The organism is Roseibium polysiphoniae (assembly GCF_014842925.1).
GTDB lineage: Bacteria > Pseudomonadota > Alphaproteobacteria > Rhizobiales > Stappiaceae > Roseibium > Roseibium polysiphoniae.
Genome location: NZ_JACYXJ010000002.1, coordinates 267,408 through 280,626, shown reverse-complemented (window position 1 = coordinate 280,626; position 13,219 = coordinate 267,408). Strand labels below are relative to the sequence as shown.

Below are 13,219 nucleotides of genomic sequence, written 5' to 3'. Positions count from 1 at the left end.
ATCTCTCTGAAATTCAAATAAAGCCGTTGAGGACGTCATGACCGCAAATCCGCTTCTGACCGAATGGAACACCCCATTCGAGCTGCCGCCTTTCTCGGACATCGAGCCGGCCCATTTCACCGAAGCGTTCGAAAAGGCCATGGTGCAAGCACGCGCTGAAATCAACGCGATCGCCGACAACGCGGAAGCACCGACCTTTGACAACACCATTCGTGCGTTGGAAGCGTCCGGCGAATTGCTGACACGCGCCGCGCGCACCTTCTACAATCTCAGCGGCGCTCATACCAATCCGGACCTTCAGGCTATCGAACGCGAAATGGCGCCCAAGTTCGCAAAACACGGGTCGGAAACCTTTCAAAATGAAGCGCTCTTTCAGCGGATCGCATCCCTGTGGAGCCAGCGCGGCGAGCTTGGCCTTGACGAGGAACAGGCCCGTGTCCTGGAGCGGTACCACACCATGTTCCAGCGTGCGGGTGCAGGGCTTGGTGCAGCCGGCAAATCCCGCATGGCAGAGATCTCGCAAAACCTCGCCAGTATCGGCACTCAGTTTGCACAGAACGTCCTGAAAGACGAAGCCGACTACAAGCTCGTCCTCGAAAGCGAGGAAGACCTGGCAGGACTGCCCGACTTCCTCATCGCGGCCGCGGCGGAAGCTGCCGCAGAACGCGGGCTTGAAGGCAAATACGTCATCACCCTGTCGCGCTCATCCATCGAGCCCTTCCTGCAGTTCTCGACCAACCGGCCCTTGCGCGAAACCGCGTTCAAGGCCTGGTCTGGCCGTGGAGAAGGCGGTGGTGAAACTGACAACCGCGAGATTGTCTCCAAGACCGTCGCTCTGCGCGCAGAAAAAGCAAAATTGCTGGGCTTTGACAGCTTTGCCCATTTCAAGCTCGACGACACCATGGCGAAGACGCCTGACGCTGTCCGCGAGCTCCTGACCAAGGTCTGGACGCCTGCCCTCAAGCGGGCCCGCGAAGAGGAAGAAAAACTCGCAGAGATGGCACGGTCGGAAGGTGGCAACTTCAAGATCGCCCCCTGGGACTGGCGTCACTACGCCGAGAAGGTGCGCAAGGACGAATTCGATCTCGATGAAACCGAGTTGAAACCCTACCTCCAACTCGACAAGATCATCGAGGCGGCTTTCGACACGGCGACCCGCCTCTTCGGCCTGAGCTTTGAGGAAAAGCATGGCCTGCCAACCTATCATCCAGATGTGCGCGTCTTCGAGGTCAAGGATCGGGACGGCAAGCATGTCGGATTGTTCCTAGGCGATTATTTCGCGCGCGCCTCAAAACGCTCCGGAGCCTGGATGAGTGCTTTCCGCTCCCAGCATAGGCTGGATGGCGAGATCTCGCCGATCATCGTCAATGTCATGAACTTCTCCAAGGGCACGCCCGGTGAAGCAACGCTTCTGACCTTCGACGACGCCCGGACCCTGTTCCACGAGTTCGGCCATGGCCTCCACGGGCTCTTGTCGAATGTCACCTACCCGATCATTTCAGGCACAGGTGTGGCGCGCGACTTCGTGGAACTGCCCTCGCAGCTCTACGAACACTGGTTGTCTGAGCCAGAAGTCCTGTCGCGCTTCGCTGTCCACTACAAGACGGGCGAAGCCATGCCAAACGCCCTGCTGGACAAGCTGCTGGCGGCGGAGAATTTCAACCAGGGTTTCGCGACGGTCGAATACACCGCCTGCGCCCTTGTGGATCTCGAAATTCACCTCCTGACCGAGGCAAGCGATCTCGACGTGACCGACTTCGAGAAGAAGACCCTTCAGGCAATCGACATGCCGGATGCCATCACCATGCGCCACAGGGTGCCTCACTTTGCCCATGCCTTTGCAGGTGATAGCTACTCTGCCGGCTATTACAGCTACATGTGGTCGGAGGTGATGGATGCCGACGCCTTTGGCGCCTTCGAGGAAAAGGGGGACATCTTTGACCCGGAGACGGCAGAAAAACTCTACACACATATCTATTCTGCAGGAGGACGTCCCGACCCTGCGCAAACCTACAAGGCCTTCCGCGGCCGTGCCCCGGAAATCAACGCGCTTTTGACCAAGCGCGGTTTGGCCGCATAGGCTTCATGCAAGACTGATAGCAAGATCGGACGGAGAGCGGGCAATGCCTTGCTCCTCGCCCGGGACAAGACAAGCTGCAAGGACTTGATGATGAGCCACCGAACCATCAGCGCACCAGATGAGCCGACTTCGCCGATCATGCGCATCTCCCTTGTTCTTGGAGGTCTGTTCGGCGCAGCCGGTGTCATGCTGATGGCGGCCTCTGCCCATATCGACACCACGGGCCTTGTGGGCACGGCTGCCGAGATGCTGCTGTTCCATGCCCCCGCGTTCCTGGCGATCTCGGCGCTGGCTCAGGTTCGGCGCATTCCGTTTCTTGCCGTCGGCCTTGCTCTTCTGACAATCGGTCTGGCGCTCTTTTGCGGCGATCTTCTGTTTCGCGCCTTTCTCGATCAGCGCCTGTTCCCCATGTCCGCCCCAACGGGCGGAATGATGTTGATCCTGGGCTGGGTTGCTCTGGCGCTTTCTGCCCTGCGTATCCGGGCACGCTAGACAGCCACAAAGCCCCCCTGCCAACAAACAGGGGTGCCATCGGTGAAGTTTGACGATATGACTCTGCCAATTGCCGACGAAGGACTTTCAAAAGGAACTCAGTTGACTGTTTCCGTTTCGCCAAAAAGCGCAGAGAAAACAGAGGCATTTGTGCCTCCCTACCCGTTCCGCTACGAGCAGATGCCACCGATCTGGACCCTGATCGGAATGGCAAAAAAGAACTTCCTGTCGATCTGGGGCATGGATGATTTTCAAAGCCGTTTGAGAAGCACACGGGTTTTTACGCGCGAGTTGGTGATCTGCAATCGCCCCGATGTCGTGCGTGAGGCCTTCCAGTCCAACCACCGCGCCCTGCAGCGCAAAAGCCCCCAAATGCGCCACGCGCTGGAACCTCTTCTCGGCGACGGGCTTTTCGTCAGCGACACAGACACTTGGGCCAAGCGGCGCAAGGTCGTGGCACCGATCATCCACGGCTCCCGCGTTCCAGGTTTCGCGCCGATCATGGTCGATACGATCATTGAAAAGCGCGAGGAGTGGGCCGCGCGTCCCGATGGCGCGGAGATCGACGCCCTTGAGGAAATGGCTCACCTCACCGCAGAGATCATCTCCCGCACCATTTTCGGCAGAAATCTGGGCGCCAACTACGCCAGCGAGGTGGTCGAAGGATTCTCGGACTATCAGCGCCACATCGATCAGATTGATCTGATTTCCATGTTCGGCTTGCCGGAATGGTTGCCGCGGTTCCGGGGGCGCGCCATCCGGAAATCGAAAGACCGGATCCTGAAGGTTCTCGACGAGATCATCGACAGCTACAGCGCCCAAAAGGACGCCGGCGAAGCCTCGGTCATCGGCGGGCTTTTGGAAGCGCGCGATGAAAACGGCGAACCACTGAGCCGCGATGCCATCCGCAATGAAGCTGCCGTCATCTTCATGGCGGGACATGAAACCACCGCCAACACACTCGCCTGGACGTGGTATCTCCTGTCCCAGTCTCCGGAGACAGCAGCTAAACTCCATCTTGAGATCGACACCGTCCTTGGCGACAGAACGCCAACCTTCAAGGATGTGGCCGACTTGCCCTACACCAAGGCGGTGATCGAGGAAACGCTGCGGCTCTATCCGCCTGTGCCGATCCTGGCACGCGAAGCGATGGAAGACACCGAGATCGGCGGCAAGGCGATCCCCAAGGGCTCCCTGGTCATGGTGGTGCCGTGGCTCATGCATCGCAATCCGGTTCTGTGGAGCAAGCCTGACGCCTTCTGGCCAGAGCGCTTCCTGCAGAAATCCAAACGCCCGAACAAATACGGCTATGTGCCCTTCTCGATTGGTCCGCGGATCTGCGCCGGTCTGCAATTCGGCATGACCGAGGCCATACTGAGCCTGGCGATCCTCGCGCGAAAATTTGAGCCCAAGCTCAAGCCGGGAACGGACGTACAGCCAGTTGCCCGCCTGACACTTCGCCCCGGAGCGGATCTGCCCATGCTGCTGCAAAACCGGGCCGCATGACGCTTCAAAAACAGAAGAACGCTGACCAGAGCAGCGGACTGCGGCTTGAAGACATTCCCTTCCGCGAGACTAGGCCGGAAGAGCCGCCTACCCCTTCGGCGCGGGCTATCTTCGGGCCGGCGGGAGATAAGCGAACTGCAGCGCGGCGATACTGGATCACCCATCCGGTCGATGGTCTTCTCAACACCGCATTTCACGAGCTGCTTGCGCGACTTCCAGCCCGCTTCGTCTCTGCCTTCGGCCATGCGACCGCTGACCTGGCACGCCTGAGATACAAGAACCGTATTTTCGCCCAGCGGATCGAGCGGAATTTCCACGCGCTGACGTCTAGTATCGGTCGCACCGATCAGGAAAAGCAGGATGGATTGAAGCGCTGGTGGCGCAACATCGGCCGCACCATGGCCGAGTTTTCCAAGGCCAACCACCTTTGGCGCGAAGGCCACTTGAAGGTCCAGGGGCTGGAAAATCTCGAGCGGGCGCAGGAACTCGGCAAGCCGCTGATCTTCGTGTCCATGCATCTGGGAACCTGGGAAGCAGCTTTTACAGCCATTCATGAAGGGCTGGCCGCCCCGAGCATCGGGCCATTTCAGCCGGAGCCGAACCGGTTCACCAACCGCATCGTCTACAGGCTGAGAAAACGGCGAAACCAGTATCTGTTTCCACCCGGTCAGCGCAGCGCCATTCGCCTGCACAAGCTCCTGCGCAGCGGCGCAGCGTCACTGACGATCTTTATAGACGAGGTGCGCGACAACCAGGTTCATCTGCCGGCATTCGGCCGTCCCTTGCCGGACAAAGGCAACGCGGTGGTCGCGATCAAGCTGGCGAATGCGGCCGGCGGCACAATTGTGCCGTTCTACCTGAGCCGCCAAAACGGTCCGGATTTCGACCTCAACATCCTGCCGCCGCTGGAACCAAACGCCGCCGACTATACAAAACGTTACGACCTGCAGCCAACACTGCAGGCCTTCAACGATATCTTCGAGCCAATCGTTCTCGACAACATCGAGCACTGGTACATGCTGGGCGAATTGCGTTTGCCGCCAAATTTCGAAAGAAACCTTGGCAAAAACTGCTCAAAGCGCCTGTCCTGACAGGAGGAGATGGAATCAATCCAGCGCTCGCCACCTGCCGGGAACCGTCCTGATCAGGATTTCAGACGTTCTGCGTGCCAGGCAACGTGATCGCGGCCAAAGGTCGACACGGTGAAGTAGGAATGATCATAGCCTTCCCGCATCCGGAACACGGACGGCGTCCTGGTCTCGGCCAGTGCTGAGGCAAGTGATTCCGGCTTCAGCAGATCCAGAAACTGGTCACTTGCACCCTGATCAACAAGAATATCGCCCTTCCAGCCCTTGTCGCGCAGAAGAAGCGTGGCGTCATGCCCTGACCAAAGGCTCTCGTCGTCGCCAAGATAGGCACCAAGTTGCTTGCGCCCCCAGTCCGACTGGGTCGGATTGGCGATCGGGGCAAAGGCTGACAAGGAAACGAAATGATCCGGGTGGCGCATTGCCAGCGTCAAGGCACCATGTCCACCCATGGAATGGCCCGTCACGCCGTGGCTTTCGGTGACCGCAAAGTTCTCCTGCACCAGATCTCGAAGCTCTTGAACAATATAGTCTTCCATCTGGAAGTGTGGCTTCCAGGGATCCTGCGTTGCATTGACGTAAAAGCCGGCCCCCTGCCCCAGGTCATAGGCATCGTCGTTGGCAACGCCTTCTCCGCGCGGGCTTGTGTCGGGAAACACCAAGGCAACGCCGAACTCAGCCGCATGAGCCTGAAGGCCGGCCTTTGTCATGGCGTTCTCATGGGTGCAGGTCAGGCCGGAGAGATACCACAGCACCGGCACCGGTCCCTGGCTGGCTTGCGGCGGCAAATAGACCGCGAAGGTCATCTCCACGCCGCAAACCTTCGATGCGTGGCTATAGACACCCTGAACACCGCCAAAGCTGCGGTTTTCCGAAACAGTTTTCATGGGTCAGCTCTTTCTATGAGGCAAACGGAAATGGGTCACGCCTGGGTCAGATCCTTGTACATCACCAGAGCATCGACATAGCCATGTGACGGGTGGTTGAAGGCCCCCGGCAGCCGACCCGCGATGTCAAAGCCATAACTTTGCCAGATCGCGATTGCGCGCGTGTTGGTCGAGACAACGAAGTTGAACTGCATGGCCCTGAAGCCGCGCTCCGGCGCCGTTTTCAACGCATGTTCCAGCATGGTTCGGGCAACGCCCTTGCCTCTGGCTGCCGCCGCCGTGACAAAACCGCAGTTGCAGACGTGGGCGCCGCCGCCCTTATGATTCTGGCACAGGTAGTAAGTACCCAAAAGCTGCGTCCGTCCATCTTCGCTCGCCTCGACGACGAACGCCTCGTGCCCGCCGCCGGTCCAATAGGCCAGCGTTTCCGCACGAGACATGTCCGTGTCGATGGCATAGGTGTCTCCAGCCGCGAAAACCGGCTGGAGCATGTCCAGGACCTCTTCGTTGTCCGCCGAACGCATCGGACGGACCACAAGCTCCGTCATGACTAGTACAGCACCACCGAGCGAATGGATTCGCCGGCGTGCATCAGGTCAAAGCCCTTGTTGATGTCCTCAAGTGGCATCGTGTGGGTGATCATCGGATCGATTTCGATCTTGCCGTCCATGTACCAGTCAACGATCTTCGGGACATCCGTCCGGCCACGCGCGCCGCCGAAGGCCGTGCCGCGCCAGTTGCGGCCCGTCACCAGCTGGAATGGGCGGGTCGAGATCTCGGCTCCTGCGGGTGCCACGCCGATGATGATGCTCTCGCCCCATCCCTTGTGCGAGGCTTCAAGCGCTGTGCGCATGACATTGACGTTGCCAGTCGCATCGAAGGTGTAATCCGCGCCGCCCTTGGTCAGATCGACCAGATAGGCCACGAGATCGCCTTCCACTTCCGACGGGTTGACGAAATGGGTCATGCCGAAGCGTTCCGCCATTTCCTTCTTGGAATTGTTCAGATCGACACCGACGATCATGTCGGCACCTGCAAGGCGCAAACCCTGCAGCACATTGAGGCCAATACCGCCAAGACCGAAGACGATGGCCTTGGAGCCAATTTCAACCTTGGCCGTGTTGATCACCGCACCGATGCCGGTGGTCACGCCGCAGCCGATGTAGCAGACCTTGTCGAACGGCGCGTCCTCGCGGATCTTTGCCAGCGCGATTTCAGGAACCACCGTGTAGTTCGAGAAGGTCGACGTGCCCATATAGTGCAGGATCGGATCACCATCCAGCGTCGTGAAGCGCGAGGATCCGTCCGGCATCACGCCCGCGCCCTGGGTGGAGCGGATGGCCTGACACAGGTTGGTCTTCGGGTTGAGGCAGTACTCGCACTGGCGGCATTCCGGCGTGTAGAGCGGAATCACATGATCGCCCGGCTTCAACGACGTGACGCCAGGCCCCACCTCGACAACAACACCCGCACCTTCATGGCCTAGGATCGCCGGGAAAAGACCTTCCGGATCGGCACCAGACAGGGTGAACTCATCCGTATGGCAAATTCCTGTCGCCTTGATTTCCACCAGAACCTCGAACGCCTTCGGCCCTTCAAGGTTGACCTCCATGACCTCGAGTGGCTTGCCGGCACCAAGTGCCACTGCTGCGCGCGTCTTCATCATCAAACTCCTCAGGACTCAAATCGGGGCGTTTCCAGAAACTCTTTCCCCGGTGATAGCGAACATGAATCGATGTGGAAACCCATCAGTGTTTCCGTTCCGACATTTGGCGCGATTTGATCCATGGAATTGTGGCCTGTGCAAGCCACTGGTGGGACAGAATGACACTGTGTCGGATTTGAACAAGTCAGCGACTGAAACCGATGAGGAGCCGCGGCTGCATTGGCGATTATGGCGAAGTAGCCGTCCGGTCCCTTGTGCAGACGACCGGGCGGCGTTACGCCTTTGAAGGACAAAGACCGAAATCAAGGTCTGCCCCATTGCCCGGAGCCGCAAGTGAAGCGATTTTCCTTTCTGGAACTGGCGAAAAACGCCTTTAACGCGCATCAGAACTGGGGCCGCCAGTGGCGCGCGCCGGAGCCCAAGGCCGAATATGACATCGTCATCGTAGGTGCCGGTGGCCATGGTCTGGCGACCGCCTACTACCTGGCCAAAGAACACGGCATGAAGAACATCGCCGTGATCGAGAAGGGCTGGCTTGGTGGCGGCAACACGGGCCGCAACACGACCATCGTGCGCTCCAACTACCTCTGGGAAGAAAGTGCAGCGCTTTACAATCATGCGGTCAACCTGTGGCAAGGCCTGTCGACAGACCTGAACTACAACGTCATGTACTCCGCCCGCGGCGTCATGATGCTGGCCCATACGGTGCACGACATCCAGGTCTTCAAGCGGCACATTCATGCCAACCGGCTCGCCGGCGTCCAAAATGAATGGCTGTCTCCTGAAGCCGCAAAAGACTACTGCCCGCCGCTGAACATCGAAAAGAACATCCGCTATCCGGTCATGGGTGCGGCGCTACAGCGCGTCGGCGGCACGGCCCGTCATGATGCGGTTGCCTGGGGCTATGCCCGTGCGGCTGACGACATGGGCGTGGATATCATTCAGAACTGCGCTGTCACAGGTATTCGGCGCGGCATCGACGGTGCCGTCGAAGGCGTCGAGACCGCCAAGGGCTTCATCAAGGCAAAGAAGGTCGGCGTCGTCGCGGCCGGTCACACCTCTGTCCTCATGGACATGGTCGGTGTGCGCATGCCGCTGGAATCCAATCCCTTGCAGGCCCTGGTGTCCGAGCCTGTTAAGCCGGCATTTCCGTGTGTGGTCATGTCCAACACGATCCACGCTTATATCTCACAGTCAGACAAGGGTGAGCTTGTCATCGGCGCGGGAACGGACCAGTTCGTTTCCTACAGCCAGACCGGCGGAATCCACATCACCACCCACACGATTGACGCGATCTGCGAGCTCTTTCCCATGTTCCGGCGCATGCGCATGCTCAGGAACTGGGGCGGCATCGTCGACAACACGCCCGACCGCTCGCCGATCATCGGCAAGACGCCGGTTCCCGGCCTGTTCGTCAACTGCGGCTGGGGCACTGGCGGCTTCAAGGCGACACCTGGCTCCGGCCATGTTTTCGCCCATACGATCGCCAAGGACGAACCTCACCCGATCAACGCTCCGTTCACGCTTGACCGCTTCCGCACCGGTCGCCTGATCGACGAAGCTGCCGCCGCCGCCGTGGCGCACTAGAGGGTTTTGCAATGCTTTTGATCCACTGTCCCTATTGCGGCGTCGAGCGGCCCGAAACGGAATTTGCCTGCCGCGGCGAAGCCCACATCATTCGCCCTGCCGATCCGTCCACACAGACCGACGAACAATGGGCTGAATTTCTGTATCTTCGTGAGAACCCGAAGGGCCTTTATGCCGAACGCTGGCGCCACATTCACGGCTGCGGCCGGTTCTTCAATGCGGTGCGCGAGACCGTGAGCGACAAGTTCGTCAAGGTCTACAAGGCTGGTGAACCCAAGCCCGATCTCGAGGCTCTGGCCAAGGAGATGTCCGCATGAGCCAGTCCTTCAGAACCGAGGCCGGCGGCCGGATCGATCGCGACCGAAAGGTGACCTTCAGCTTCGATGGCGACCAGCTCGAGGGCTATGAGGGCGACACGCTCGCCTCCGCCCTGCTTGCCAACGGCATCCACATGGTCGGCCGTTCGTTCAAATACCACCGTCCGCGCGGCATCCTGACCTCAGGATCGGAAGAGCCCAATGCGCTCGTCGGCGTCTATCGCCAGGGTGACCAGACCCCGAACCTGCGTGCAACCCAGGTCGAGCTCTATGAGGGGCTGAAGGCGATCAGCCAAAACAGGTTCCCCTCCCTTGGTTTCGATGTCGGAGCAGTCAACGATTTCCTATCGCCTCTGTTCCCAGCCGGCTTCTACTACAAGACCTTCATGTGGCCTCGCTCCTTCTGGGACCGGGTCTACGAACCGATCATTCGCGCAGCAGCCGGTCTCGGCAAACCGCCGAAGAATGCTGACCATGACCGCTATGCCAACCTCTACGCCCATTGCGACGTGCTGGTGGTCGGCTCCGGCCCGGCCGGTCTGGCGGCCGCACTGGCAGCTGCTGAAACCGGTGCAAGGGTCATTCTGTGTGATGAGCAGGCCGAATTGGGCGGCTCGCTCCTGAGCGAAACCGCCGCGACCATCGATGGCAAGACGCCTGTGGACTGGGTCGAGGATGCGATCCGCACCCTGCAAGCCATGGACAACGTCACGCTGCTGCCGCGCACGACTGCTTTTGGCTATTTCGCGCAGAATTTCGTCGCTCTTGCGGAACGCATCACCGATCACGTCAGCGAACCGGACCCCAATCTGCCGCGCGAGCGCCTTTGGCAGCTTCGCGCCAAGGAAGTGGTCATCGCCGCCGGCAGCATCGAACGACCGATGGTGTTCCCGGAAAACGATCGGCCCGGCATCATGAACGCCGAGGCTGGCCGCACCTATCTCAACCGCTATGGCGTCAAGGTCGGTCACAAGGCGCTTGTCGCCACGGCCTGTGACACCGCCTGGCAGGCCGCCTTTGATCTGGCCGACGCCGGCGTCGAAATTGCCGCTATCGCCGACCTACGGGAGAACCCGCCGGAGGCCTTGCAATCGATCGCACAGGCCCGCGGCATCCGTGTTGAAACCGCCTGCGTCGTCACCGGAACGACCGGCCGCAAGCGCATCGACAAGGCCCTCCTCGGCCGGGTGTCTGCATCAGGTTCGGTGGCATCTGCTGGTGATCTTGCCTGTGACAGCCTGCTCATGTCTGGCGGCTGGACACCGACTGTCAGCCTTTATTCCCAGTCCCGCGGCAAAGTTATGTGGGACGAGGCAGCCGGAGCTTTTCTGCCGGGACAGCACGTTCAGAACGAGCGTTCCGCCGGTTCTTCACGCGGTCTCTATGGACTGAACGACGTCCTGGCGGATGGCTATGCCGCTGGTGAAGAGGCTGCAAAGGCCGCCACGGGCAAGAGCGCCAAGGTCACCTATGCGGTTGCCAGCGGCGCGGAGGCTGGATCGGGCGGCACGCTTGGTGCCCTGCCCGACGACCGCGATGCGTCCCGAGTCAAGGCCTTTGTCGACTATCAGAACGACGTCACCGCCAAGGACGTGAAACTTGCCGTGCGCGAAGGCATGCACTCCATCGAGCACATCAAGCGCTACACGACCACCGGCATGGCCACCGATCAGGGCCGGCTGTCGAACATGAACGCCCTGGCAATTGCGTCCAAAGCCCTCGACAAGCCGCTCACCGATGTCGGCCTGACCACGTTCCGTCAGCCCTTCACCCCGACCACCTTCGGCACATTCGCCACCTCGTCGCGCGGCGACTTCTTCGATCCGGTCCGCAAGACACCGTCCCATCAGTGGGCGACGGACAGTGATGCGGCCTTTGAAGACGTCGGTCAGTGGAAACGGGCTTGGTATTTCCCCAAGGCCGGGGAAGACATTCATGCCGCTGTCGCACGCGAGTGCGAGGTTGTTCGCAACAAACTCGGCCTCTTCGACGCCTCTACGCTCGGCAAGATCGAGGTCGTCGGACCGGATGCGGCCGAGTTCCTCGAGCGCATGTACACCAACCCCTGGAAAAAGCTCGGCGTCGGCCGTTGCCGCTATGGGCTGATGCTCAATGAGGCCGGCTTCATCATCGATGATGGCGTCGTCGGGCGCATCGCAGAGGACCGTTTCCATGTGACAACGACGACCGGCGGCGCGCCGAGTGTCTTTGCAACCATGGAAGACTATCTCCAGACCGAATGGCCGGACCTTGATGTCTGGATCACCTCGACCACAGAACAATATGCCGTTGCCGCGGTTCAGGGACCACTGGCCCGCGAAGCCATTGCCCCATTTGTTCAGGGCATTGACCTGTCACCGGACGCATTCCCGCATATGAGCGTTGCGACCGGAACCTTCTGCGGCGTTCCCTGCCGCCTGTTCCGCATCTCCTTCACCGGTGAGGTCGGCTTCGAGATCAATGTCCCGCGGCGCCATGGCGAGATGGTCTGGAAGACCCTCGAGCATGAAGTGGCGAAGCTCGGCGGCTGCACCTATGGCACCGAGACCATGCACGTGCTGCGCGCCGAAAAGGGCTACATCATCGTCGGCCAGGAGACCGACGGTACGGTAACGCCTGATGACGCCGGCATGACCTGGGCCATCGGCAAGAAGAAACACGACTTCGTCGGCAAGCGTGGCCTGCAGCGCCCCGACCTTGTCGCCGACAACCGCAAGCAGCTGGTCGGACTGTTGACCACAGACCCGAAGGTGGTTCTCGAGGAAGGCGCCCAGATCACGGAGAGCGCCAACCCGGCAGTGGGCACACCGGCCGATGGCCATGTGACGTCATCCTATCATTCCCCCGCCATGGGCCGTTCGATTGCTCTGGCTTTGGTCAAAAACGGCCGCGCACTCGAAGGCAAGACGTTGCATGTTCCCATGCCGGACGGCTCAATTCCGGTGACCGTCACCGGCCCGGTGTTTTTCGATCCGAAAGGAGACCGGCTCAATGGCTGATGATCTTGTATCGACGCTCTATGCTCCCGACGCTGGACAGGAACCGCTTCTGGCCCTGCCTGATGTCTCTATTCTCAAGACCGCGCCACTTGCGCGCCTGTCCTTCCGAGGCCGAAACGGCGTCCTTGCCGCCGCCAGCAAGGGGTTTGGCCTCGACCTGCCGGTCAAGCCTCTGAGCGCAGAGACCGGCCCGGACCGCGCGGCCTTTTGGCTTGGCCCGGATGAATGGCTGCTCCTGGCGCAGGAGGACATGCTGAGCGAAACCATGGAAGGTCTAGCGACCGCTCTCGGCGACACGCCTCATGCGTTGGTCGACGTTTCCCATCGCCAGGACGCCATGCTGGTGACCGGCGATCAGGCGGCCTGGTTGCTCAACAGCGGCATTCCGATCGATCTGCACCTTGAAGCCTTCCCGGTCGGCATGGTGACCCGCACCCTGTTCCACAAGGCACCGGTCATGCTGTGGCGGATCGGGCCGGATGCCTTCGTTGTCGAAGCCTGGGGCTCCTTCATCGACTACGTCGCAGGCCTGCTCATTGAGGCCGCGCAAGAGCTGAAGGCCGCCTGACTCCGGGGCCCTTGAGCATCAAACGCGGCGGA

At 60.4% G+C, this 13,219-nt stretch carries 11 protein-coding genes; 8 read left to right on the top strand and 3 right to left on the bottom strand.

From position 1 onward, the window contains the following. The first annotated feature begins 37 nt into the window (after positions 1 to 37). The 4 genes from IG617_RS05020 (at position 38) to IG617_RS05005 (ending at position 5,169) form a co-directional block, all read left to right on the top strand. On the top strand, positions 38 to 2,080 hold the full coding sequence (locus tag IG617_RS05020) for a M3 family metallopeptidase (RefSeq protein WP_192107933.1): 2,043 nt from the start codon (positions 38 to 40) through the stop codon (positions 2,078 to 2,080). Positions 2,081 to 2,170: 90 nt separating this feature from the next. Next, positions 2,171 to 2,572 carry a DUF423 domain-containing protein gene (locus IG617_RS05015; RefSeq protein ID WP_192107931.1) on the top strand — a complete coding sequence of 134 codons (402 nt, stop codon included), beginning with the start codon at positions 2,171 to 2,173 and terminating at the stop codon, positions 2,570 to 2,572. Positions 2,573 to 2,674: 102 nt separating this feature from the next. Next, positions 2,675 to 4,078 (top strand): cytochrome P450, encoded by a 1,404-nt coding sequence (locus IG617_RS05010; RefSeq protein ID WP_209008274.1) that lies wholly within the window; start codon positions 2,675 to 2,677, stop codon positions 4,076 to 4,078. Continuing rightward, positions 4,075 to 5,169: a lysophospholipid acyltransferase family protein gene (locus IG617_RS05005; RefSeq protein ID WP_192107927.1), complete on the top strand. Its 1,095-nt coding sequence runs from the start codon at positions 4,075 to 4,077 to the stop codon at positions 5,167 to 5,169. The genes IG617_RS05010 and IG617_RS05005 overlap by 4 nt, the downstream gene beginning before the upstream one ends. A 53-nt stretch (positions 5,170 to 5,222) precedes the next feature. On the opposite strand, the gene fghA is transcribed toward IG617_RS05005, so the two are convergent. Genes fghA through IG617_RS04990 form a run of 3 tightly spaced genes read right to left on the bottom strand, consistent with a single transcriptional unit; the run spans position 5,223 to position 7,713 of the window. Beyond that, positions 5,223 to 6,050 carry an S-formylglutathione hydrolase gene (fghA, locus tag IG617_RS05000; protein WP_192107925.1) on the bottom strand — a complete coding sequence of 276 codons (828 nt, stop codon included), beginning with the start codon at positions 6,048 to 6,050 and terminating at the stop codon, positions 5,223 to 5,225. Between the two features lie 35 nt (positions 6,051 to 6,085). After that, entirely contained in the window at positions 6,086 to 6,598 is a 513-nt protein-coding gene (locus IG617_RS04995; protein WP_192107923.1) for a GNAT family N-acetyltransferase, read from the bottom strand. A gap of 2 nt (positions 6,599 to 6,600) precedes the next feature. Then, positions 6,601 to 7,713 (bottom strand): S-(hydroxymethyl)glutathione dehydrogenase/class III alcohol dehydrogenase, encoded by a 1,113-nt coding sequence (locus IG617_RS04990; RefSeq protein WP_192107921.1) that lies wholly within the window; start codon positions 7,711 to 7,713, stop codon positions 6,601 to 6,603. 336 nt (positions 7,714 to 8,049) lie between these two features. Between IG617_RS04990 and IG617_RS04985 the strand changes: the two genes are divergently transcribed. The 4 genes from IG617_RS04985 to IG617_RS04970 are packed head-to-tail and all read left to right on the top strand — an operon-like array spanning position 8,050 to position 13,187. Continuing rightward, positions 8,050 to 9,303, top strand: coding sequence for a sarcosine oxidase subunit beta family protein (locus IG617_RS04985; RefSeq protein WP_192107919.1), 1,254 nt, complete (start codon positions 8,050 to 8,052; stop codon positions 9,301 to 9,303). 11 nt (positions 9,304 to 9,314) lie between these two features. Next, entirely contained in the window at positions 9,315 to 9,620 is a 306-nt protein-coding gene (locus IG617_RS04980) for a sarcosine oxidase subunit delta (protein ID WP_153768802.1), read from the top strand. Continuing rightward, complete coding sequence (locus IG617_RS04975; protein ID WP_192107917.1) at positions 9,617 to 12,619, top strand: sarcosine oxidase subunit alpha family protein; 3,003 nt, start codon at positions 9,617 to 9,619, stop codon at positions 12,617 to 12,619. Before IG617_RS04980 ends, IG617_RS04975 begins: the two co-directional genes overlap by 4 nt. Then, entirely contained in the window at positions 12,612 to 13,187 is a 576-nt protein-coding gene (locus tag IG617_RS04970) for a sarcosine oxidase subunit gamma (protein ID WP_192107915.1), read from the top strand. The genes IG617_RS04975 and IG617_RS04970 overlap by 8 nt, the downstream gene beginning before the upstream one ends. Positions 13,188 to 13,219 lie beyond the last annotated feature (32 nt).